At 44.6% G+C, this 24734-nt stretch carries 24 protein-coding genes; 1 reads left to right on the top strand and 23 read right to left on the bottom strand.

The genetic code is table 11. The features are described 5' to 3' along the window. Positions 1-16: 16 nt before the first annotated feature. From WKT00_RS00560 to WKT00_RS00465, 20 genes are all read right to left on the bottom strand, one after another. A complete protein-coding gene (locus WKT00_RS00560; RefSeq protein WP_101694648.1) occupies positions 17-667 on the bottom strand; it encodes an HAD family hydrolase in 651 nt (216 codons plus the stop codon). A gap of 96 nt (positions 668-763) precedes the next feature. Then, positions 764-1543 carry an RNA polymerase sporulation sigma factor SigG gene (sigG, locus tag WKT00_RS00555; RefSeq protein ID WP_101694649.1) on the bottom strand — a complete coding sequence of 260 codons (780 nt, stop codon included), beginning with the start codon at positions 1541-1543 and terminating at the stop codon, positions 764-766. 98 nt (positions 1544-1641) lie between these two features. After that, positions 1642-3387, bottom strand: coding sequence for an ABC transporter ATP-binding protein (locus WKT00_RS00550; protein WP_340260268.1), 1746 nt, complete (start codon positions 3385-3387; stop codon positions 1642-1644). Then, a complete protein-coding gene (locus tag WKT00_RS00545) occupies positions 3377-5152 on the bottom strand; it encodes an ABC transporter ATP-binding protein (RefSeq protein WP_101694651.1) in 1776 nt (591 codons plus the stop codon). The genes WKT00_RS00550 and WKT00_RS00545 overlap by 11 nt, the downstream gene beginning before the upstream one ends. Before the next feature lie 6 nt (positions 5153-5158). Then, the gene (locus WKT00_RS00540) at positions 5159-6769 is read right to left on the bottom strand and encodes an MBL fold metallo-hydrolase RNA specificity domain-containing protein (protein ID WP_101694652.1); all 1611 of its coding nucleotides are present in this window, start codon (positions 6767-6769) and stop codon (positions 5159-5161) included. A gap of 49 nt (positions 6770-6818) precedes the next feature. Next, the gene (gene sigE, locus WKT00_RS00535; protein ID WP_101694653.1) at positions 6819-7559 is read right to left on the bottom strand and encodes an RNA polymerase sporulation sigma factor SigE; all 741 of its coding nucleotides are present in this window, start codon (positions 7557-7559) and stop codon (positions 6819-6821) included. 2 nt (positions 7560-7561) lie between these two features. Beyond that, positions 7562-8341: a sigma-E processing peptidase SpoIIGA gene (locus WKT00_RS00530; protein WP_101694654.1), complete on the bottom strand. Its 780-nt coding sequence runs from the start codon at positions 8339-8341 to the stop codon at positions 7562-7564. A gap of 236 nt (positions 8342-8577) precedes the next feature. Next, positions 8578-9861 (bottom strand): cell division protein FtsZ, encoded by a 1284-nt coding sequence (gene ftsZ / locus WKT00_RS00525; RefSeq protein WP_101694655.1) that lies wholly within the window; start codon positions 9859-9861, stop codon positions 8578-8580. Between the two features lie 135 nt (positions 9862-9996). Continuing rightward, positions 9997-10761: a cell division protein FtsQ/DivIB gene (locus WKT00_RS00520; RefSeq protein ID WP_101694656.1), complete on the bottom strand. Its 765-nt coding sequence runs from the start codon at positions 10759-10761 to the stop codon at positions 9997-9999. Positions 10762-10801: 40 nt separating this feature from the next. Then, complete coding sequence (locus WKT00_RS00515) at positions 10802-11848, bottom strand: FtsW/RodA/SpoVE family cell cycle protein (RefSeq protein WP_340261521.1); 1047 nt, start codon at positions 11846-11848, stop codon at positions 10802-10804. A gap of 64 nt (positions 11849-11912) precedes the next feature. Next, positions 11913-13265 (bottom strand): UDP-N-acetylmuramoyl-L-alanine--D-glutamate ligase, encoded by a 1353-nt coding sequence (murD, locus tag WKT00_RS00510; RefSeq protein ID WP_101694786.1) that lies wholly within the window; start codon positions 13263-13265, stop codon positions 11913-11915. A 51-nt stretch (positions 13266-13316) separates the two neighbouring features. Continuing rightward, positions 13317-14273, bottom strand: coding sequence for a phospho-N-acetylmuramoyl-pentapeptide-transferase (gene mraY / locus WKT00_RS00505; protein WP_101694657.1), 957 nt, complete (start codon positions 14271-14273; stop codon positions 13317-13319). Positions 14274-14332: 59 nt separating this feature from the next. After that, positions 14333-16129 (bottom strand): peptidoglycan D,D-transpeptidase FtsI family protein, encoded by a 1797-nt coding sequence (locus tag WKT00_RS00500; RefSeq protein ID WP_340260262.1) that lies wholly within the window; start codon positions 16127-16129, stop codon positions 14333-14335. Positions 16130-16189: 60 nt separating this feature from the next. Further along, the gene (locus tag WKT00_RS00495; protein WP_101694659.1) at positions 16190-18055 is read right to left on the bottom strand and encodes a peptidoglycan D,D-transpeptidase FtsI family protein; all 1866 of its coding nucleotides are present in this window, start codon (positions 18053-18055) and stop codon (positions 16190-16192) included. Positions 18056-18064: 9 nt separating this feature from the next. Beyond that, complete coding sequence (locus tag WKT00_RS00490; protein ID WP_101694787.1) at positions 18065-18580, bottom strand: hypothetical protein; 516 nt, start codon at positions 18578-18580, stop codon at positions 18065-18067. Between the two features lie 73 nt (positions 18581-18653). Next, positions 18654-19589 carry a 16S rRNA (cytosine(1402)-N(4))-methyltransferase RsmH gene (rsmH, locus tag WKT00_RS00485; protein WP_101694660.1) on the bottom strand — a complete coding sequence of 312 codons (936 nt, stop codon included), beginning with the start codon at positions 19587-19589 and terminating at the stop codon, positions 18654-18656. Positions 19590-19601: 12 nt separating this feature from the next. Further along, entirely contained in the window at positions 19602-20042 is a 441-nt protein-coding gene (mraZ, locus tag WKT00_RS00480) for a division/cell wall cluster transcriptional repressor MraZ (protein ID WP_101694661.1), read from the bottom strand. Between the two features lie 251 nt (positions 20043-20293). Continuing rightward, the gene (locus WKT00_RS00475) at positions 20294-20554 is read right to left on the bottom strand and encodes a hypothetical protein (protein ID WP_101694662.1); all 261 of its coding nucleotides are present in this window, start codon (positions 20552-20554) and stop codon (positions 20294-20296) included. Positions 20555-20621: 67 nt separating this feature from the next. Beyond that, complete coding sequence (locus WKT00_RS00470; RefSeq protein ID WP_340260258.1) at positions 20622-21461, bottom strand: DegV family protein; 840 nt, start codon at positions 21459-21461, stop codon at positions 20622-20624. 119 nt (positions 21462-21580) lie between these two features. Continuing rightward, on the bottom strand, positions 21581-22753 hold the full coding sequence (locus tag WKT00_RS00465; RefSeq protein ID WP_173814096.1) for an FtsW/RodA/SpoVE family cell cycle protein: 1173 nt from the start codon (positions 22751-22753) through the stop codon (positions 21581-21583). Between the two features lie 196 nt (positions 22754-22949). On the opposite strand from WKT00_RS00465, the gene WKT00_RS00460 reads away from it, so the two are divergent. Continuing rightward, entirely contained in the window at positions 22950-23363 is a 414-nt protein-coding gene (locus tag WKT00_RS00460; RefSeq protein ID WP_101694664.1) for a hypothetical protein, read from the top strand. A 69-nt stretch (positions 23364-23432) separates the two neighbouring features. On the opposite strand, the gene WKT00_RS00455 is transcribed toward WKT00_RS00460, so the two are convergent. The 3 genes from WKT00_RS00455 to WKT00_RS00445 are packed head-to-tail and all read right to left on the bottom strand — an operon-like array spanning position 23433 to position 24604. Next, a complete protein-coding gene (locus WKT00_RS00455; protein ID WP_101694665.1) occupies positions 23433-24041 on the bottom strand; it encodes a manganese catalase family protein in 609 nt (202 codons plus the stop codon). 3 nt (positions 24042-24044) lie between these two features. Next, positions 24045-24314: a spore coat protein CotJB gene (locus WKT00_RS00450; RefSeq protein WP_101694666.1), complete on the bottom strand. Its 270-nt coding sequence runs from the start codon at positions 24312-24314 to the stop codon at positions 24045-24047. Next, on the bottom strand, positions 24311-24604 hold the full coding sequence (locus WKT00_RS00445) for a spore coat associated protein CotJA (RefSeq protein ID WP_242962632.1): 294 nt from the start codon (positions 24602-24604) through the stop codon (positions 24311-24313). Before WKT00_RS00445 ends, WKT00_RS00450 begins: the two co-directional genes overlap by 4 nt. Between the last annotated feature and the right edge of the window lie 130 nt (positions 24605-24734).

Below are 24734 nucleotides of genomic sequence, written 5' to 3'. Positions count from 1 at the left end.
TCACATATTCCTCACTTTATACGAACTGCAACAGTTCCTCCGGTCTGTCAATGATTCTCTCTGCTCCGGCTTCCAAAAGCTCTTTACGCTCCCTGAATCCCCAGGATACGGCAACTGTTGAAACCTGCGCACGGTGTCCCGTCTCAACATCCACCTCGGAATCCCCAATATAAAGACATTCCTCTTTCTTTACTTCCAGCGCTTCCGCTGCCTGGTACACGCCTTCCGGATCCGGCTTTCTCTTAACGCCTTCCTTCTGACCCTGCACAAAATCGAACACACCGTCTCCAAAGATCTCCCGAACCACCTTATCTGCCTGCTTATCTGGCTTATTAGACAGCACTGCAGTCTTGATTCCCCGATCTTTTAAGTTCTTAAGGGTACTGACAATTCCTTCATAAGGTGTTACATGATATGTACAATTCGCGTCAAATATACGTCCATATATCCGCATTCCTTCTTCCAGGCGCTCACACGGATCTGCTCCGGCAGCCTGAAGCGAGAGCTCCATCAGCCGTCTCGCTCCATTCCCCACAAAACTTTTACACTGTTCCTTCGTAATCTTTTGAAGTCCCATCTCCTCTAACGTTAACTGCACCGAATATGCCAGGGACTCCAGCGTATCCGTCAGTGTTCCATCCAGGTCAAATATACAAGCTTTTATCATGACATCTCCTCCATGCAATTATGATAGTATGCACGTATCAAAAATGCAAGAGAAGATTATAGAATTTTATAAGAAACTCTGTCTCTATAAAATCTGTTACCCTTCCAGATACTGCCGCATCACCTTCAAGGCATTTTTTTCCAGACGGCTTACCTGCGCCTGCGAAATATGAATCTCATCAGCCACCTCCATCTGTGTTTTCCCTTCAAAAAAGCGAAGGGTAATAATATGACGTTCCCGTTTATTTAACCGATTCATCGCTGCTTCCAGGGACAGATTTTCTATCCATTTCTCCTCTTTATTCTTAGTATCGCTGATCTGATCCATCACGTAAAGAGCATCTCCACCGTCATTGTAAACCGGCTCCTGCAAGCTCATAGGCACCTGAATAGCGTCCAGGGCAAATACAATATCTTCTTTGGAGATTCCAATCTCAGAAGCAATCTCTTGAATGGTCGGCTCTTTCAAATAACGCTTCACATAATTTTCTTTTGCATAAATCGCCTTATATGCCGTATCCCGCAGTGACCGGCTGACCCGGATAGAATTGTTATCCCTCATATATCTACGGATCTCTCCAACGATCATGGGAACCGCATAGGTCGAAAATTTCACATCCAGCTCTGTATTGAAGTTATTGATCGCCTTAATAAGCCCAATACAGCCAATCTGGAACAGATCGTCAGGATTTTCATTGCTGGCGCCAAACCGTTTGATTACGCTTAATACCAGGCGCAAATTCCCCTTGATATACGTTTCCTTCGCTTCCTCATCGCCAGCCTTAATCCGGACAAACAGCGCTTCCTTTTCTTCTTCCTTCAAGACAGGCAGTCTTGACGTATTGACTCCGCAAATCTCTACTTTTCCCTGTGCCATAAATAAAACCCTCCTACCAGATCCATCGATGTTGTCTAGTAGGAAGGTTCTCCAGATGCTTCTATGTTATTCTGTTTCCCGTGAAAATAAAAAAAGTTTTAGGACTTGACAAACTGCGCATGATAAAGGTCTGCATAAAATCCGTTACGTTCCAATAATTCTCTGTGGTTCCCCTGTTCAATAATCGCACCGTCCTTCATCACCAGAATCTGATCTGCCTCCTGAATGGTAGAAAGACGGTGTGCCACCACAAACGAAGTTCTTCCTTCCATCATATGTGCAAACGCATTCTGAATTTTCAGTTCTGTTCTGGTATCAATGGACGATGTTGCCTCATCAAGAATCAACATCGACGGAAGACAAAGCATCACACGCGCAATACACAAAAGCTGCTTCTGCCCCTGAGACAATATGCTGCCATCCTCTCCCAGCACCGTATCATATCCATTTGGAAGCCGGTTGATAAAACCGTCGCAATAGGCTTCTTTTGCCGCCTTTATAATCTCTTCTCTGGATGCATTCGGGCGTCCGTAAGCAATATTTTCCCAAACGGTGGCAGATTTCAGCCACGTCTCCTGCAGCACCATTCCAAAACTGGCTCGAACGCTGTTTCTCGTCAATTCATCCTGCCGGATTCCATCCAGACGGATCTCTCCCTCATCTACATCATAGAACCGCATCAGAAGATTGATAAGCGTCGATTTTCCACATCCTGTCGGACCCACAATCGCAATTCTCTGCCCTGGCTTCACATGAAGATTCAAATCCTGAATCAGCGGCCGCTCTGGTGTATAGGAAAAAGAGACATGTTCCAGATCTACGTATCCTTCCACATTCTCAAGTTCCCGAACCGTCTCTTTCTCTTCTGGAATCGTCGGCTCGTCAATCAGCGCAAAAACCCGCTCTGCAGACACCAGCGAATTCTGAAGTTCCGTCACCACCCCGGAAATTTCATTGAAAGGTTTCGTATACTGATTGGCATAGTTCAAAAAGCTGGTCAACTGCCCCACAGTAATGGCTCCCCGAATAGCCAGCAGTGCTCCAATGACTCCCACCGCCGCATAGACAATGGAATTTACAAACCGGGTGGATGGATTTACAATCGATGAAAAGAAAGTCGCCTTCATGGAATATCCCGCCAGATTCTCGTTTAATTTCTCGAACCGTTCCCCCGCTTCCTTCTCCTGAGAAAACGCTTTTACCACCTTTAGATTTTCAATCATCTCATCTGTAAACGAAGTCATCTCTCCCCGCGTGCGGGACTGATGCTGGAACATCGAAAAGGTCTTTTTCGCAATAAACCGTGCCACAAAAAAAGAAAGAGGCGTTACCGCTACTACAACTGCGGTAATAACCGGATGAATTCCCAGCATGAACAACAATGTGCCGCCAATGGTCATAACACCGGTGAACAGCTGTGTAAATCCCATCAAAAGACCTTCCGAGAACTGATCTGTGTCTGTGATAATCCGACTTACAATATCCCCAGATGGATGGCTGTCAAGATATCCAGACGGAAGCTTCTGCAGCTGTGCAAACGCCCGTACCCGAATATCTTCTGCCACATAGTATGTTACCTGATTATTAATATGGTTTTTCAGCCATTGAAGGATCGCAATTAGAATCGTCAAAATCCCAATTTTTTTAAGAATCTGCAAAAGTTCCTTAAACTCTACTGCTTCCGCTCCGATAATCTGATCAACGCCCTGACCAATCAGAATGGGAATATAAAGGGTCGCAGCAACCGACACTGCCGCCAACAGAATGGACAAAATTACACGCCCCCGGTACCTGGCAATATACTTCAGAATTCTCCGGATCGTTTGGTTTCTCTTACCGTCCATCTTTCGACACCTCCTCTCCCAGCTGCGACTGGCAGATTTCCCGATAGACACCACATTCTGCCAATAGGCTTTCATGTGTTCCCACCCCTGCAAGCGCACCTTCCTCCAATACCAAGATCTGATCTGCATATCGAACTGCCGATACCCTCTGAGATACCAGGAACACCAAACGCTCTTTATTCTGTTCATTTAAGGACTTCCGAAGCGCTGCATCGGTAGCATAATCAAGCGCGGAAGAAGCGTCATCCAGAATCAGAATCTGCGGTTCCTTCACAAGCGCCCTTGCTATGGTTAGGCGCTGCTTCTGACCTCCGCTTAGATTCCTTCCATTCTGTTCAATTCTAAGATCCAGTCCCTCCTTCTTTTGTTCTACAAATTCTGCTGCCTGCGCAATTTGAAGCGCTTCTTTTAGCTTTGCATCCTTTGCATCCTTCTTTCCCCACTTCAAGTTATCCCGAAGGGTTCCCTGAAAAAGTACCGGATTCTGAGGAACAACTCCTATCATCGCCCGAAGCGCCGCAACATCCATCTGCCAAATCGGAACGCCGTCAATGCGGATCTCTCCCTGCCGGACATCATAAAACCTTGGAATCAGATTGATAAGTGTCGTCTTTCCACTTCCGGTTCCTCCGATAATCCCAATCGTCTGTCCTCTTTCTGCCGAAAATGTCAAATGACTTAAACTTGTACTTTGACTTCCCGGATAAATGAAACTAACATCGTCAAATTCCAGAAAGCCCTTCTTAGCATTTGCGCCTTCTTGTCTCTTCCGGTCCCCCTCCAGATTGGACTCCTCCTTTAAACCTACTGCCTTCTGCTGCTCTGACTCCAATTCAAACACAGCGTTCACTCTTGACAGACAAGCGGACGCCTTCGTCATAAGAATAATCAGATCTGCCAGCTTCATCAGCTCTGCCAAAATCTGCAGCATATAATTCACCAGCGCAACCACTTGTCCCTGCGTCAGACTTCCGGCATCTACGCGGATTCCTCCTGTATAGAGGAGGCCCATCACCGCCAGATTCACTACAATGTACGTCAATGGATTTAAAAGCGCCGAGATCTTTCCTACGAAAACCTGAAAAGCAGCCAGTCGATCCTGCTCCCTCTGAAATTCTTCTTGTTCCTGGCTCTGCCGGTTAAATGCACGGATGACTCTGGCTCCAAGAAGATTCTCTCTGGTCATCAACACCACCCGATCCAATTGCCTCTGCACTTTTTTATAAAGCGGCATGGAACAGAGCATAATAGAAAACACGATGATCGAAAGAACCGGAATCGCCACCGCAAACAGAATCGCCGCCTTCCCATCCACAGTAAACGCCATCGCCATCGCTCCAAAAACAATGAACGGTGAACGCATAAACAGGCGCAGAAACATATTAATTCCATTCTGCACCTGATTGATGTCCGACGTCATCCTTGTAATCAATGTCGAGGTTCCCGACTCGTCAATCTCCGCATAACCAAGACTTAGAATTTTCTGAAACAAATCCCGCCGAAGTCCCGTTCCCACATGAATGGCAACCCGCGCCGCAAAATACTGCGCGGTGATCGAGCACACCAGCCCGATCACCGCTAACAAAAGCAAAACTCCTGCCATTTTTAATACATACGCGGAATCCTCTTCTCGAATTCCGTGATCAATCATGCCTGCAACCACCAGTGGAACCAACAGTTCCAAACATGCCTCCAGGCATTTAAACAGAGGTGCCGTCACCGTCCTTACTTTATAACCTTGAAAATATTTCCCTAAACGCTTCATTTGTTCTTACTCTCGATCCCACTTCTCCGTCAAATTCTGAATCTGGCTTTCTAACTTTGCCAAGTCTTTATTCGCCAGCCCTTCCTGCTTGTAAACCACCTCAAGGAGCCGCTTGGCAGCTGCAACCACACGGTTAAAGGCATGGTCTGCCCGAATTTTAACCGGTTTTTCTGCCGCCTTCTTCGGCATTTTTATACCTTCCGTTACAATCTCGCCCGTTGCCAGATCTACACATCCTCCAGAATACGGCGCAAAGGCCGGACATCCGATCGTTTCCTCTACCAGACCTGCAAAATGATCCGTCACGGTATCTTCTCCATGTACCACAATCACACGATCCGGTTTTTGTTCAAAGCCTTTCAGCCAATCAAGGAGTCCCTTCTGATCCGCATGTCCGCTAATTCCTTTCAAGACTTCAATTTTGGCATTCACGGTAATACTGTCCCCGAAAAGCTTCACCGACTCCGCCCCTTCAATCAACTTGCGTCCCAGCGTTCCAACCGCCTGGTATCCCACAAAACAAACCGTACACTCCGAACGCCACAGATTGTGTTTCAAATGGTGCCTGATTCTTCCCGCTTCACACATGCCGGATGCCGAAATAATCACCTTCGGCTTCTCGTCAAAGTTGATCAGCTTCGACTCCTCACTGGTAATCGTCGTCTTAAGACCCGGAAAAATCAGCGGGTTGATTCCCTGTTCTACTAAGGCCATCGCCTCTTCATCAAAACAGGATTTCACATTTTTATTAAAAACATTCGTTGCTTCAATTGCTAACGGGCTGTCTACATAAACCTCAAATCCCCGAAATTCCGGCAACAGATCTCTCTCTTTGATCTCCCGGATAAAATACAAAAGCTCCTGCGTCCTTCCTACCGCAAAAGACGGAATCACCACATTCCCGCCGCGGAAAAATGTCTCTCGAAGAATCCGCGTAAATTCTCCCACATAATCCGGCCGTTCCTCTCCGTGCGTGCGGTCTCCATAAGTGGATTCAATCACCACATAATCCGCCTCCGACACTTTCCCCGGATCCCGGATAATCGGTTGATTGGTATTTCCCACATCTCCTGAGAACACAATCTTCTTCGTTATGTCCCCTTCTGTTACCCACACTTCAATGCAGGCAGATCCAAGCAGATGACCGATATCGTGAAATTCCACTTCAATGCCTTCACACAGTGTAATCCTCTGCTCATAATCACAGGGAGCCAGAAGCTTAATCGCCGCATCTGCATCCGCCATCGTATACACCGGCTCATACAGTTCGCCTCCGCTTCGTCTCGCCTTTCGATTCCGCCATTCTGCCTCAAATTCCTGAATATGCGCACTGTCACGGAGCATAATATTACAGAGATCTGCCGTAGCAAATGTAGTTACCACTTCTCCCACAAATCCCTGCTTGCAGAGCAGCGGAATATTTCCGGAGTGGTCAATATGCGCATGGGTCAAAAGAATGTAGTCAATATCTCCCGCAGTAACCGGAAGCTGCTGATTCTCATAGAGATCCGGTCCCTGCTCCATTCCGCAGTCGATCAGGATATTCTTTCCACATGCTTCCAGCAGATGACAGCTTCCTGTCACTTCGTGAGCTGCACCATAAAAATTAAGTCTCATATACCCAACCCCTTTTTCTTTTCATTGTAACACCTTTTTCTCATTGTTTCTATGAATACTTTACGATCTCACGTTTTAATCTCTGCATAATCTTTTTTTCCAGTCTTGAAATATAAGACTGCGAAATCCCCAGAAGATCCGCCACCTCTTTTTGCGTCTTCTCTTCTCCGTCCGGCATCCCAAGTCCAAACCGCATCTTAATAATCGTTCGTTCTCTTCCTGACAGCCTCCCGATTGCTCGAAGCAATACTTTCTTCTCTGCTTCCTGCTCTAAATCCCGGTAAATCGTATCCTCCTCCGTTCCCAGAATATCCGACAGCAGAAGTTCATTCCCATCCCAATCCACATTCAGTGGCTCATCGATGGATACCTCCAGCTTCGTCTTATTGTTTCTTCTAAGATACATCAAAATCTCATTTTCAATACAGCGCGACGCATATGTGGCAAGCTTGATATTCTTCTCCGGATTAAACGTATTAATTGCTTTTATTAACCCAATCGTACCAATAGAAATCAAATCCTCTACCCCAACCCCTGTATTATCAAACTTTTTCGCTATGTATACCACCAGCCTCAAATTATGTTCAATCAAAATTTTTTTAGCCAGTTCATCCTCTTCTGATCCCAAATGGCTGATCGCTGTCGCTTCTTCTTCCGCGTTCAAAGGCGCCGGCAAAATATCCGCTCCCCCGATATAGTGAATATCCTTCTTATCCGGGAAAAGAAGCGTCCTAAGATCCGGAACAACTTTGAATTTGAATTGATGAGGTACCGCTACTTTAATTACCATAATTATACTCCTCCTGTAAATATATCAGGATTCAGAATCATCTGGTAATCATCTCCGCTAAGATTTCCTTCTCCAACAGCGGCCAAAGGGTGCTCGATCCAGCATTTTCTTTCCTCTATCCATATCCCATCCAGTTCAAAAAGCGGCATGACTCCCGCCTCTTTTCCGATAGAATGGTATGGAATATAGCGAAACGGCTCTTCCCCCTGCTCCCAAAGCTTCTCTGCCGTCTCCCTGCTAAGTACCGACACCGGTTTCCCGCTCCAGATATCCGTCAACGTATTTCCGGTATCCACAAGAGCCTTCACCTCACACTCCTTCTCTCCTTTCTTCAGACGGATACGCATCCGATTCCGATTCTGCCGGATCTGGCACACCGCCAAATCCCAGAGAGCAGAGACTACCAAATAGCTAAGCACCGCCAACAGAAAGAACAAGCTTCCCATCCGCAGATAGGGCTGGAGCAGCTCCATCACACCGCCAAGAAAGATTCCGCCGATATGGAGAAATATCCACGCCTTCGCCAGCTCTCTTCCCCGATGAATTCCAAGTCCTGTTATGATCATTACAAGACTAACCGGTATGTACAGAAGAGCATACTTCAAAACCGCAGATGGAATCGGAAGAATTACCACCAAACAAGTAAAAACACTTCCCAGAAACGCCCCAAAGCAACGCCGTCCCATAGAAACCTCTCGCTTCAACATTTTCCCCAAAAGCAAAAGTGTCAGATAATCCATCATAAAGTTTACCGTGAAAAACACATCCAGATACAGTTCCATGCACGCATTCACCTTCTTCCGCCTTCGTTATTCACCGGTCAGTCTGATTGTTAAGCAAGACATATTATACGAGCCGTGGCCGAAAGATTTTGTCAGAAGCTGTTGCCTGTTCGGATTTTCGTTCGACAAATTTTCCCTGCGTTTCCGCAAAAATAAATATTAAAAAAACAGAGTCCATCTGCATCTGCAAATGAACCCTGTTTAAATTTTTAAGTATAATAACTGTTAAAACATTCTTATTTCTTAAAGAAATCCGGAATCTTAATAGACTGCTCTTTCACTCTGCTTGTTGGAGTCTTTGGTGTCTCCAATGTCGGAGCGGTTCCGCCTACCGGTCTTCTAGTGGTCGTTCCCGCACCATTTCTAGGTGATGCCATACCAAGATCCAATCCCGCTGAAGATGCTGTTCTAGTACTTGTCTGTCTTGCCGGAGCAGTTCTCGTAGGCTTTGCTGCTGAAGCATTCTGAGTCTGTCTCTCATAATTCTGAGACGCAGATGCAGATGCATGAGGCATAGAAGACATTCTCGAATTCTCCAATCTAGATTTTAACTTTGAAGCGCTTCCTCCTACATTATGCAGACCTGTCGCAATAACCGTAATCGTAGCTTCATCTGCTCTAGAATCGTCGTACATCGCACCGAAAATAATGTTGGCATCTTCTCCTGCCAGCTCCTGTACATATTCTGCCGCATCTGACGCATCCATCAATGTGATATCACCAGATACATTAATAATAACATGGGATGCTCCTGCAATCGTGGTCTCAAGAAGAGGACTTGCTACAGCCTGCTTCACAGCCTCCAGCGCTTTATCATCACCACGGCCCTGACCGATACCGATATGCGCAATACCTTTGTCCGTCATAACCGTCTGTACGTCAGCAAAGTCAAGGTTAATCAAAGAAGGTACATTAATCAGGTCGGTAATACCCTGAATACCCTGCTGCAGAACCTCATCCGCTTTCTTCAGAGCCTCCGGCATGGTTGTACGTCTGTCCACCACTTCCAAAAGCTTGTCATTTGGAATAACAATCAGTGTATCTACACTCTCTTTTAATTTTTCAATTCCAGCAAGAGCATTATTCATACGGGTCTTGGACTCGAAACGGAACGGCTTTGTTACAACGCCAACCGTCAATGCTCCCTGCTCTTTTGCAATCCGTGCAACGACTGGTGTTGCTCCGGTTCCGGTACCTCCACCCATTCCACAGGTAACGAATACCATGTCTGCACCTTTTAATGCAGCGGAAACTTCTTCTGCACTCTCTTCTGCTGCCTTCTCACCAATCTCTGGTCTTGCTCCTGCTCCCAGTCCTTTGGTAATCTTGTCACCAATCTGCATAAGGGTTGGTGCCTTACATAACTGAAGTGCCTGTTTATCTGTATTAATAGCGATAAATTCAACGCCGGCAATCTGTTCGTCAATCATTCGGTTTACAGCGTTATTTCCACCGCCTCCAACTCCAACAACAATAATTTTTGCCGCCGCTTCTGATTCGTTCGTCTTAATTTCTAGCAAGGGTTTCTCCTCCTTTGTTTCCTCATTATATATTATACATCCCATACATAAGCGCTGAAAAAGTTCAGTTTTGCCATATATAACTATATAATATAGACTTTTGTATAAAAGATCAATAGAATTTATTTATTTTTATTAATTTTCTTGCGGAAATTCCCCTTTATCAAAGGTAATTGTCGTACTTGTCTCCGAATAATTTTCCAAATGCAGGGTTCCTTCTTGATCTCCAAGCTTTTCCAAAATCGGACGAATCTGTGCAATCTGCTCTGGAGTAACCGTTTTCCCCAGACCGACGCAGACATTTCCAATGTAAAGATACAGCTCATGGTTGATGCAGACAATTCGGTCCGACGAAAGCTCATGCTTACTGATCTCCTGTGTAGCGTCCAGAATTTCCTCAAAAATCCTGGTATCCTCCGACTTCAGCTGCCCATAGAGGCTGATCCCTTTTACCTCAATGCCTTCCACCCTCGGAATCCCTTCTATGGCCGCGGTAGACTGGGCAACCACCGTTCCCTCTTTGTCAAAATATGCATACTCCTGCCCATTTTGGACATATCCGATAATCGGCTTTTCCTTCACCTTAATTTCCAGCGCCCAAGGTGCTTTCATATGAATCTTTAAGTTCTCCAGGCAGGGAAGCTTCTCACCTTTTCCCAAAGCGTACTTTCCAAGAATATACAGCGTATTTACAGAATACTTATCATTCTTCACCATATCTACAATTTCCTGATCCGTACTGTACTCATTTCCACTGACTTCTATTTCCTGTACATAGAACAGAATCAATATCCCCAAAGCAAGAATCGCCGCCGCCAAAAGAAGTACTACAAACGCATACAATCGGTGCGTCTTTTTCTTCTTGGTCGTTTTCTCTTCCCGCTGTTCTGTTTTTTTCATTTTCTATATTCCTCTTTTCATCGGTGTTTTATTTATCAGTTTATTTTACCAAAGATGATACGCTAAGCACAAGCCCCATTTCCAAAAGCAGGAATACAACTGACGTTCCGCCATAACTGACAAAGGGAAGTGTAATTCCCGTATTCGGAATCGTATTTGTCACTACTGCAATGTTTAGAATCACCTGAATCATCATATGCGCCATGGCACCGCACGCAATCAGCGCACCAAATAAATCTTTGGCATGGGTCGCAATCACGAAAAAGCGCCATATCAGAATTAAAAATAACAGCATCAGAAAACCGGCTCCAAACAATCCGATCTCCTCGCAGATAATCGAGAAAATCATATCGTTTTGTGCCTCCGGCACAAATCCCAGCTTCTGAACGCTCTGCCCCAATCCCCTTCCAAATAGTCCGCCGGAGCCAATGGCATAGAGCCCCTGAAGGGTCTGATACCCCTTTTCATACGCCTCCGGATTTCTCCAAATCGCAAGGCGTTCCAGACGATAGCTTTCCAAGGCAAGAAATACGCCCAAAAATCCTACTCCCGCAAGCCCCATCACCACAAACTGTCCATACTTCGGACTCGCCGTAAAGATCAGGACGCCTCCGATTCCGAGAATGATGATCGCCGTACTTAAGTTGCTGGCTCCCACCAGGCCCACAATAGGAAGAATTAAGAGCATCACCCTTGCCATTGTCCGCATCTTCCCCATCCGTACCGCATCACGGCTGACTATGCAGGCAAGGAAGATGATCACCGCCACCTTCGCATACTCAGAAGGCTGAAAAGAAAAGGGTCCTAAAGACAACCATCTTTTGGACCCATTGTATTCATCTCCCACGAACAGAACCGCCAGCGACAATAAAACAGCCGTCGCATAACCCAGCCACGCAAAGCGTTTCCAGATATGATAATCCATTCTCGCCACCATAAACATTCCTGCTATTCCAAGAAGGGTTGCAAAGATCTGTTTCTTCAGATAGTAGAACGAATCGTGAAACTTTACTTCTCCGTTGTAAGCGCTGGTACTGTAAAGGATGACAAGCCCCATCGCAAGGAGCGCTGCAAGTACAGCAAGCATTACAACATCATATTTTCTTTTTCCCACCTGACTGTCCCTTCGTCCGGTCAATGTACGCCACCTCTTATAAGGAATTTACAATTTCTTTAAACTTCTCTCCGCGTACTTCATAATTCGGAAACATTCCCCAGCTTGCACAGGCCGGTGACAAAAGTACTGCATCTCCGTTCTCAGCCGTCTTCGCCGCCAGAAGAACTGCCTCCTCAAATGTATCTGCAAACACATAGTCATGGAAACCACAGGCATCTGCGTCTCTTGCAATCTTCTCTTTCGTCTCGCCAACCAGGATCAGCTTCTTCACCTTACCGTCAAAGCTTTCTATCCATTCTGTATAGACAGAATCCTTATCGTATCCGCCTCCGATCAGCACGGTCGGACGGTTCATCGCCTGGATTCCCTTGATCGCAGCATCTGGATTGGTACCCTTAGAGTCATTGTAGTAAGCTACACCATTTTTCTCCGTCACGTATTCAATCCGGTGTTCCACGCCGCCAAATACTTTCACACTCTTTCGGATTACATCCATCGGCACACCATACACATAAGCCATAGCTGCCGCCGCCATCACATTTTCATAATTGTGTGTTCCAAGAATCTTCAAATCCTCTACCGCACATACTTCCTGCTTTTTCCCATAAGCCAGGATTATTTTCCCTTCTTCCAGGTAAATCCCCTCTTCTAATGTATGCCGGCTGCTGAAATACAGAACCTTAGCACGAATCTTTTTTCCAAATTCCCGCGTCAATTCATCCTCATAATTCAAAATGCAGAAATCTTCTTCTGTCTGATTCCTGGCGATGTTCTTCTTCGCATTAACATAAGCTTCCATCGTGTGATGCCGATTCAAATGATCCGGCGTAAAATTCAAAATAGCACTGACTTTTGGCCGAAAGCTGTCAATCGTCTCCAACTGAAAACTACTCATTTCTGCCACTGTAATCGTCTGATCAGTCATATCATCTGCCACGATGGTATATGGATTCCCGATATTGCCTACTACATAGACATCATCCTGATAATTCTTCATAATCTCGCCCAGAAGAGACGTTGTTGTTGTCTTCCCATTGGTACCAGTAATTGCCAGCACATCCCCTCTGCCATACTGATAAGCAAGCTCAATCTCTCCAATCACACGTATCTTCTGCGCCTTCATGGCTTCTACAATCGGAAGATCCGTTGGAACGCCAGGGCTTAACACAACCAGATCCAGCTCCGAAAGAAGTTCTTCCGGGAATGTTCCAATCACAACTTCCGCTCTGCTTCCTGGTGTCAGACGTTCTTTTACCTCTTCTGCTTTCAATGCATTGTTCCCATCATAGAGCACAACTTTTGCTCCATGCGTTTCCAAAAGTTTTACCGCACCGATTCCGCTGATCCCAGAACCAAAGACGAGAACCTTCTTTCCTGTTACATCCATCATCTCTATCTCCTTCTCTCCTGCCACGCATTTCTCCATCGTCTTTCCTGACTACATTGCCATCAAAGCAACCAGGCACAGGATAGCCGTAATAATGGAGAATACTGCTACAACTCGAGTCTCTGACCATCCACACAATTCAAAATGGTGATGAATCGGCGCCATTTTGAAAATTCGTTTTCCACCCGTCTTTTTAAAGTAAGTAACCTGAATCATAACAGATAACACTTCTACCATGTAAATCAAACCGACGATAATGATAAAAATCGGCATCTGCAGCATATAAGCGGTCGATGCAACGAATCCGCCAAGAGCCAAAGATCCTGTATCTCCCATAAACACGCTGGCCGGATACACATTAAACAGTAAAAATCCAAGCAGCGCACCCACAACCGCACAGGTCACCGGCTCGATTCCGCTCTTGGTTCCGATCGCCACTACAGTAAAGAAAGTTGCTACCAGAACGGTTACACTAGAAGCCAACCCGTCCAGTCCATCCGTAAAATTCACACCATTTACGGTTCCAATCACTGCGATGAACAACAGCACAATCGCAAACCATCCAAGATCCAGATACTTTCCTCCGGAAAATGGGATCAGCATTTTCAGTGATACATCCGTAAATTTCACCAGATAAAATGCAAAAATCGCCGTCACCACGATCTGAAGCGCCATTTTCTGCTTCGGAAACAACCCGTCAGAACGCTTCATCACAACTTTTAAATAATCATCCAGAAATCCGATCAGACCAAAGCCCAGCGTCACAAACAGAATCGGAATGATCTTTGGATAATCCTTCAGATAAAACACAGAAGTAATGACAATACTCAATAAGATGATCACGCCTCCCATGGTCGGTGTTCCCGCCTTTTTCAGGTGAGACTTCACACCATCTTCCCGCTCTGTCTGTCCCATCTTTAGTTTTCTGAGTACCGGTATAATCAACGGTCCCATAATCACACTCAGTGCAAATGATATCAATACCGGAATAAATACTGTATAATCCATAATCCACCTCTTCGTTTCTTTTGTTATTCTTTCCTTTTACATAGGGGCTTCTCCCTCCCCTAACCTTCCCTAGTATACTGCATTTCCTGTTCTTTTTCAATGCCAAGATAGGGGAATATGCTTTCAAAAATATTACCGATCACAGGCGCTGCTATCGTTCCTCCATAGTAAATCCCTTTCGGATTATCAATCACACACATTCCCAACACTTGCGGATCATCAGCCGGTGCAAACCCTATAAAAGAAGAAATATATTTATTGGCGCTTCGAGGCAGCGTCTGGGATGTCGCCGTCTTTCCCCCGACTGCATAACCTTCAACGTATGCATTCTTTCCGGATCCTTCGGAGACAACACTTTCAAGCAGACGCTGCATGATTTTTGACGTCTCTTCCGATACGATCCGCTCTCCATTTCCATAACCAAACTTCTTTACTTCCTCCCCCTTAAAGTCGCATACCCGGACTCCCAAATGCGGCGTCACCCTTTTCCCTCCGTTAATCAGTGAGCTAACCGTAGCCGCCATTTGAATGGGTGTCACCTGAAAAGACTGCCCAAAGCTCATCGTTGCAAGTTCCACCAGCCCTACATTTTCTTTTTGATGCATAATCGTGGATGCCTCTCCCGGCAAATCAACTCCTGTTGGCTCCATCATCTGAAACTGTTCAAAATATCGATAAAAATGATCCACTCCCAAGCGCTGTCCAATATCGATAAACACCGGATTACAGGAATTCTGAATTCCCTGCACAAAAGTCTCCGTTCCATGACCTCCCGTCTTGTGACAGCGAATTTTACGATCTTCCACCACCCGGTAGCCGGGGCAGGAAAAGGTATCATCTAAGTGTACCGCCCCCTCTTCCAGACACGCGGCTGCTGTAATAATCTTAAATGTGGATCCCGGTTCATAGGTATCATTGATACAGCCATTGCGCCACATCTGATTTAAAGCATCCTGCTTTTCCTCTGCCGTCATCCTTTCTTGTTCTGTCGTTCTTCGTTTAGAACTTTCATTCTCCTTTTCCAGCTCTCCTTCTGTAGGAAGAGTAAAAGGTGCATTCAGATTAAACTCCGGCACATTTACCATAGCGAGAATCTCTCCATTTTGAGGATTCATCAGCAAAATCTCCACCTGATCCGCCTGTTTTTCTTCCATCACCTTTTCTGCCGTCTGCTGTGCATAGGTCTGGATATTATAATCCAGACTGATCTGAAGGGTATGCCCCGGTATCGGCTCCACCCGATTTTCCGCCACAGCTTCCAATTCCATCCCTCTGGCATCTGTGGTCGTTAGAATCCTTCCATTGATTCCTTTCAGATACTCCTCGTACTTTACCTCCAATCCCACAATCCCCTGATTGTCTCCTCCTGTAAATCCAAGCACCTTTGACGCCAATTCCTGATAGGGATAATACCGTTTGAAATCTTCGTCTACTTTTACACCCGGAAGCTCCAAATCACGAATCTTATCCCCCGTCTCCTTATCTACGTTCGTTCGGATCCGCTCCATTGAGGATACCTTCTCCACCCGTTTTCTTACCTCTTCCTCGTCCATTTCAAGCGCCGAAGAAAGCGCTGCCACCACTTCCTCTACATTCTCAATCTGACTGTGGATCACCGAAATCGTACAAACCGTGCGGTTGGTGGCAAGCACTGTTCCGTTCGCATCCACAATCTCCCCTCTGGCGGCTTTGATTTCCCGTTCCCGTTCATGCAGCTCCTGCGCTTTTTGCTGATAATACTTTGCATCAAAAACCATTAGATAGCAAAGCCTTCCCAACAATCCCAAAATCATACAAACTGCACATAAGAACACCACCAGCATCTTCTTTTTGTGATATGTTTTATTTTTTCCCATAAAAAAACCTCACAACAGCCTTTCTATTAATTTATTAGGTCTGTTGTAAGGTTATTCTGCTTAATTTGTCACTGCTCCCTCTGCCGCATCTGCAGGCACTGCTTTCGGGACTCCCAGATACGGGAAGATTTCTTCCATAATATCAGAAGCGAGCTCTGTTGCATACGTGCTGGATGCTTGACCTGCAACATTCGGTTCATCCACAACCACATACACCACCACTTCCGGATTTTCCTGCGGTGCATACCCAATAAATGAAACCAGATATTTGCCATTGCCTCGCGGCAGCTTCTCAGCCGTACCTGTTTTTCCTCCGATATCGTATCCTTCTACACCAGCTGAAGCTCCTGTTCCTTCCTGAACAACGCCCAGCATATAATCTTTGATCAAATCACTGCTTTCCTTGGAAATCGTCTTCTTTAATAAAACCGGATCCTTCGTCTCTGTCACATTTCCATTCTCATCCTGGATCTGTTTTACCACATGAGGCTTGTAATAATCTCCGCCATTAACCAGCGAACAGAACGAAGCAGCCAGCTGAGTCATCGTCACATTAAAGTTCTGACCAAAAGCATTCGTCGCAAGACTGGCGGCATCCATATTTTCCGGCGTATACAAAAGTCCTTCTGTAGAACCTTCTCCCGGAAGATCGATTCCTGTATATTCTCCAAATCCAAACAATTTCTGATAACGGCAGAACTCTTCTGCTCCCAAACTCTCTCCAATCTCCATCAATGCTACATTGCAGGAGTTTTCCAGCGATTGTTTCAATGTCTGAGGTCCATGCCCTTTCCGGTTGCTGCAATGAATATCATGGTCCCCCACATGCAGCACACCTCCGCACATGTAGCCTTCTTCTCCTGTCAGAGTCCCATTTTCCAGCCCCGCAGCAATCGTAAATGGTTTAAACGTGGAGCCAGGTTCATAGGTATCACTGACACAGAAGTTATTCCACAGATTATTCAGCACATCCAGTTTCTCTTCATCACCCATGGCTTCCAGCTCTTCCTCTGTGTAATACGCACTTAAATCTCTTGGATGATTCAGATCATAGTTCGGATAAGAGGCCTCCGCCAGGATCTCTCCATTCTGCGGATTCATCACAACCACCGCCGTATTCTTACTTCCTTCGCCTTCTGCAAATTCATTTTTATGCGCCTCATTAAATGCCAGAACGTGTTTTTCTACAATACTTTGTACCTGCAGATCGATCGTCGAAACGACCGTGCTTCCGTTTTCCGGTTCTTTGACTGTACGCTCAAAAGAGGAACCTGCATCCAGGTAACCATACTCTCGCCCATCCGTACCATTCAGAACCGAATTATAGGATGCTTCTATTCCGTTGCTTCCCACATTTCCATCTACAGTAAACCCAACCACATCACAGGCCAGCGTTTGATAGGGATATGTTCTCACATAATCTTCTTCTAACCAGATTCCCTTTACATCCGAATACTTCTTTTCGTCTTCTTCAATCTCGCGAAACTCCAGCGCCTTTTCATAAGATACGCCCTTCTTCAATACATTATATCTGCCGGAGGAATTTTCTTTTATCAACGTCCGAATCTCTTCTTCGTCAATCTCAAAGCAGCTTTTCAGAACCTCTATCGTCGGCTCCACATAATCCTCATTGCTAAGCATCACTTTTACATCCAAAATGACGTTGTAAACACGCTCGCTGGTAGCAATCTTTGTACCGTTACGGTCTACGATATCACCTCTTTTAAAGGGAATGATCCGACTGTCATACTGCTGCTGATCCAATACTGTCTTCGTATATTTGTCTCCACTTGATGCATTGATATAGGTAATTCTTCCCACCAAGAAAACAAAAGCTAGTATAATTGCCATAAACAACATTACTAGCTTTTTCTGCATCAGTTTGGAAAATTTCTTTTTAAAAAAATTCGTTTTCTTTTTTGCCATAATTCCAACCTATCTTGAAGTCTTATCCGACTGTGCAAGCACACCGTCTTTTGGAATCTCCTCATACTGTTTTACGTAATCGGTTGCCGGGTTTTCATACTCCACAATTTGTTCCGGTGAAGCATAAACCATTCCGAGATCATTCTGAGCACGATCTCTTACTTCATCCAAATTAACCGAATCCATCACAGCATTTTGACGGGTGGTATTCTCTTCCTTCATATCAGCCAATTCTTCCTGCATCATTGTAATATTCTTGGAACGATCGACGATACTGGACTGCAGCCGAACATAGTTCACACATACGATTAATGCAAGCATGGCAGCCACCGCAAGAAACACCACATAGCCCCGACTCATATGCTGTGCTTTCTTCCGGTTCTTTTTCACCTGTCTGCTGACCTTTTTCTTTGGTCTTTCGGGCAACTTTTCCTGGCGGTCCGGATCATAAACCGGTTTGGTCACAACATTTCCATATACATACATCTGCTGCGATGCGCTGTTTCCTCTGTAGTTCTGATTCATTTGTCTGTCTGTATAACGCTGTCTTTCCGCCACGTATAGTCACCCCTTTCACATTAATCTTTTCTTTTTTGCCTTAACTGCGTTCAAAAATCCGAAGTTTCGCACTCTTTGAACGACTGTTGTTCGCCAATTCTTCTTCACTTGGAAGAATTGGTTTTCTAGTAATAATACTCCCCTTGGATTTCTTCCCACATACGCATACAGGAAAATCCGGAGGACAGGTGCAAGGATTCTCGTTTTTCTTAAATGCACTCTTTACAATTCTGTCCTCAAGCGAATGGAAGGTAATAATGCACAATCTTCCACCCGGATTTAACAATTCAATCATATCATCCAATGAATCTCTAAGAACCTCAAGCTCCCTGTTTAGTTCAATGCGAATTGCCTGGAACGTCCGCTTCGCCGGATGCCCAGACTTCTTCTGATACTTCATTGGAATGGCCTGTCTGATAATTTCCGTCAGCTGGCCTGTCGTCTCGATCGGTTCTTTCTCGCGTGCGATTACAATATGTTTTGCAATATTCTTAGCAAACTTATCCTCCCCGTAATCTCTGATCACCCGATAAAGTTCCATCTCACTGTAGTCATTGACGATGTCCCTGGCCGTCATCTTCTGACGTGTATCCATCCGCATATCCAGTGGCGCATCTTCACGATAGGAAAATCCCCGTTCTGCCGTATCTAACTGATAAGATGATACGCCCAGATCAAGGACGATTCCATCGACCTTGTCAATGCCTAATTCCTGGAGCTTTGACTTCATATTGCAATAGTTGCTCCTGACTATTGTAACCTTCTCCCCGAAGTCTTTTAATCGGAACCCGGCCGCTTCAATCGCAGCCTCGTCCTGATCTATTCCTACAATACTCCCCTGTTTTCCAAGGCGCCTGCATACTTCATATGCATGTCCGCCTCCACCAAGTGTTCCGTCCACATAAATTCCGTCCGGCTTGATGTTTAATCCATTTACTGTTTCATCCAGTAATACTGATTTGTGTACGAATTCCATATCTTCTCCCTCTTAGATACTGAATCCACTTGCTTCCATATCAGATGCAATATCTTCAATGTTAAGTTCCACTTCAGCATTCTTTTCTTCCCATCTTTTCTTGTCCCAGATCTCAGCACGCTTCCCCATGCCGACAAACACAACTTCTTTATCAAGATGTGCAAATTCTCTGAGTACGGAAGGGATGAGAGTTCTGCCCTGCTTATCCAGATCGCCATCCGTGGCGCTTCCCTGGAAAAAATATGCAAATGCACGGGCTTTCTTATCGGTGGTTGTTGGCAAAGCGTTCAATTTCTCTTCAAAGGCGTCCCATTCGTTCTCCGGGTATACATACAGACAGTTCTCCATTCCTTTCGTAATGACGAAATGCTCCCCTAAATCGTCACGATACTTGGCTGGAATAATTAATCTGCCTTTTGCGTCAATATTATGACTGTACTCCCCCTTTAACATTAGAACTCACCTTCTCCCACATGGTTCACCACTTGGTCACCACTTCATTCCACTTTTCACCACTTTCTACCACTTGAACCCATTGTAAACTACTTTTTCATCTATTTCAAGAGCTTTTCACGTTTTTTTCACATCATCTATTAAAAAAACGCAGAAAAAAAACGAGCAGAAAATCCTGCTCGCTTCATTTTTATTCTCTTATGATTCTTTTTCTACCACTTTTTTACCACAATCTACCACATGGCTTCCATTTATTGAACCGGTTCCTCCACCTGAACGGCCGCAAGGTTCTGGGACAGCTCATTCACTGCTGTATAATCCACCTGTGCTTCCTGCTGCGGCTGCTTTGCATCATATGTTGTATAAGCGGAATAGCCAATCCATCCGACCAATGCAATTCCCACCAAACCTACGACACATTTTCGGATCACATTACCGAATTTTTCTTTCTTCATGTTTTTTTTGCGGTTTGCTTTTTCCTGTTTATAGCGGTCTACTTTTTCCTGACTCATGATTTTTGTCCCTTCTATCCTGATATCACTTTTTCAACTGAAAAATATTCTACCATATTCCGGCCAATTATACAACCACTATTACACCGCCATCAGATGCATACATACTGCTGATACCAGCCGTGTCTAAAATGATCACATCCCGAAAAGAAGCTTTCTCTTCCAGCATCTTCTTTACCTCTTTGGCTCGTTCCAAACAATTACAGTGCGCAATTGCCAAAATTTTCTGTTCCGAATTCCGAACCTGCACCGTCACTTCTTCCACCATTTTCGCAAGCGCTTTTTTAACTCCCCGAGCTTTTCCTAATTGAACAATGGTTCCTTCCGGTGTTGCTCCCATCACCGGCTTAATATTAAGCGCAGATGCCATTACCGACTTAATTCCCGTTAATCTTCCGTTTTTCCGAAGTGTCTCCAGTGTCTCCAGCACAAAATAGGTATTCTGTTCACAGATATAAGCTTCCACTGTATCAATTACCTGCTCAAATGTCATTCCCTGTTCTTCACATTCCGCAATTTTTAACGCAATCAGTGTTTCTCCCACGGATGCGGACCTGGAATTAAAAACATGAATATCTTTTTCTCCATATTCTTCTTTATACAGACTCTTTCCCAACACAGCGCTATTATAAGATCCACTCAGTTCTGCGGATAATGTCACTGCATAAACATGCTCCTCTTCACAGTGATACCCTTCCATATACCGTTCAGGAGACGGACAAGATGATTTGGCACACTCTTCAGTCTCCGCAACAATCTTCAAAAAAGATGCCTGATCAAACGTCTCATCATCTACGATATGATGTCCTCCTACATCTATATGCAGCGAAGCCGTCTCATAATGGCCGGACGCCTTCATCTCCTCTGTCAGTTCTCCACAACTATCTACAATAATTTTATAACTCATATGCTTCCTCCCGGCACACCAACACTCACACAATCCGGTGTGTCATTCGCTTCCATAATATGTAGTTTTGAATACCACGTCTTTAATCATAGCATATTTATCTGACAAAAGGAAGTCTTTTATTCATGGAATTTAATTTTTCGCGAAACCCCCAACGCGATTCCCATTTCTGCCATTAAAAACAACACCGCCGTACCTCCATAACTGATAAACGGAAGCGTAATTCCGGTGTTCGGAATCAAGTTAATTACTACGGATACATTTAAAATAACCTGCAGTGCAATGTGGCTGAAAATTCCCGTCACAATCAAAGAACCGTACACATCCGGTGCGTTCTGCGCAATAAACAGCAGACGATACAACAGCATTCCAAACAGCACCAGCACAACAATGGCTCCAAATACACCCAATTCCTCACATATTACCGACAGAATCATATCGTTCTGAACTTCCGGAATCACCATTTTCTGGGCGCTGTTTCCAAGACCTTTGCCAAAAAAGCCCCCGGAACCAATCGCATACAATCCCTGCAGTGTCTGATATCCAACTCCTGACGCATACTCTTCCGGCCTTAACCAGGTCAAGATTCTCCGAATACGGAAGTTATCACTGGTGGTTAACGTTGCATTCAAAATCACCACCGTCACCAAAATCAACACCAGGCCGATTACTACAATCGCTACAAACGGCTTTGTCTTTGGATGCACTACAAAAATAATGATGCAGGTAATCCCCATTACAATAATCGCCGTACTTAAGTTATCCGTCAAGAATAATACACATGCCGCAGAAAAACCTCCCCACAGCAACACACGAATCACGCCATTTAGAGTCTTAATTTCTTTACCCATACTGCAGATCAACGCCGGAATAAAAAGAATCACTGCAATCTTTGCTACCTCAGACGGCTGAAGCTGCTGATCAAAAGGCAGACGAATCCACCTCTTTGCACCATTTACCTCCTGTCCAAGCGGAGTCTGCACTAACGCCATCAAAAAAATCGACAGAAAATAAATCGGTTTTGACCACTTAATATAGAAATGATAATCAATATGCATCACAATATACATACCGATAAATCCGGCTATAATAAAGAGCAGCTGACGCACAAAAAAATGCATGCTGTTCCCATATTTTACCAATGCACTATAAGAACTGGTACTATACAGCATCACCAGTCCAAAACAGATCAGAAAAATCAACACTGCCAGCAAACTATAATCAAAATATACTGCTTCTTTCCTTTTCAAAGCACCTTTTTTCTTCATTTTTTCATTCTTTGTTATTCCCATTTTTTACACTCCAATCGTCTTTTATTATACTCATATCTATCCACAAAAACAACCGGAAAAATGTCGCCTTAAAATTGTTCAGATTTTTCAACAATCTTTTTGAATTTTTCTTATAGTTATGCTAAAATATGAATGTATATAGCATTTTATAGATATACCTAATATAAATATAAGAAAAGCAAGGAGGCCCATTCTCATGAAGTGTCCAATATGTGGTCAGGAATTAAAACCGGGAAAAAAAGATCCTAATTATCTGTTATGTTACAACTGTAAGAAAAAATTCAAAGTGCCGGCACAAAAAGCTTCCGGTAAGACTGAAAAAAAAGAAGTGGACGAAGAAGAAATTCACGCACCTAAATATGCCAATATTCCTCCAAAACATGTTCGCGAAAAACGAGAACAGGAAATGCGCCGCGCATACGATGAGATGCTTGCTGTCGGAGATGGTAAGAAAAAGAAAAACAAACCTGCCCGTCGGGTAGAAGAACCTGAGGATGATTTCTACGAGGACGATTACGAGGATGAAAAAATGTCTAAAGCGCCGATTATTATCCTTGCCATTGCTATTCTTATTGTTATAGCAGTGATCGCCTTTCTGCTTCTCCGATAAACGAAAATTTGATCTGACATAAAAATCGCTTAATCTTTCAGGATTAAGCGATTTTCATATTCTGCTCTTCTATTTTACCGGGCAGGAATCAAACGCAGGATTCACTGCATAGAAATTTCGACTGTCTAACTTCTCCTGCGTAAGCCTTAAGCATTCCCCAAATCTTTGATAATGCACAATTTCACGCTCTCTTAAGAAACGAATCGGATCACAGACTTCCGGATCCTTCACCAGACGAAGAATATTATCGTAGGTGGTTCGAGCCTTCTGTTCTGCTGCCATATCCTCGTGGAGATCCGTAATCGGATCGCCCTTCGACTGGAAATATGTTGCTGTCCACGGCGCACCACTTGCCGCCTGCGGCCACAATGCAAGTGTATGATCCACATAGTATTTATCGAAACCAGAACGTTCTAACTCTTCTACACTTAAATTACGTGTTAATTGATGCACAATTGCACAAATCATTTCCATATGAGCCAGCTCTTCCGTTCCGATATCCGTTAATGTTCCCATCACTTCCTTATAAGGCATACTATATCTCTGAGACAGATATCTCATCGAAGCTGCCAATTCTCCATCCGGGCCTCCGAACTGCGTAATAATCACTTGCGCAATTTTCGGGTTTGTATGGGTAATTTTTACCGGATACTGTAATCGCTTTTCATAATTCCACATTCCTTAACATCCCCCTTCCTGCCATGGCCACGGTTCCTGAATCCAACACCAATATTCTTCCGGAGTGTACGCCGTATCCAATGTCAGCGGGCCGTAGTATTTCGCATATTCCTTCAATGCCTCCACACGCTGTTTCTGAAATTCCTCAAAATATTCCAGTGCTTCCTCACATCCGGGATGTGTATCCAAAAAAAGTTTTACATCATCGACCACAAAACTGACCACATTAATCCAATCCATCAGCTCACGTCGGCAAGGCTTATTCTCCATCATCTACAACAACCTCCCATTCCTTTAAATGGTTTATCCAATTCTTGAAAGATTGTTCCTTTCGCAAACCCTTTTTCAGCATCATAAAGATCACACCATTTCTGCCAAGGCACGTAGGCCATCGCAATCGGCATCCCAAAGATCCTGTCTTCTTTTGCACAATCATTTTTTTGAGCCTGCTGAACACACGGTTTTACAGAAGACATTGCCTGGCATCCAGTTTGACACCCAGTTTGGCATCCATATCCGCCGCGCCGCATGGTATCCGAAGTATTATAGCGATAATTCTGCATTCTTGATGCTCCTTTCCCTTTTCATTTACACTACTATTGTATGGGAAAACTGTCATGTTGTGCTTACAAGAGGAGCCGCATCCTTTCTCTTTGGATGCGGCTCCTCTATTTCCTGATCTTTCTATTCTTA

Origin of the sequence: Dorea sp. ICN-14282, assembly GCF_037890115.1 — a bacterium.
Classification (GTDB): Bacteria; Bacillota; Clostridia; order Lachnospirales; family Lachnospiraceae; genus Dorea_B; species Dorea_B phocaeensis.
The sequence above is the reverse complement of the archived record's forward strand: the minus strand, read 5'-3'. Positions and strand labels throughout refer to the sequence as shown.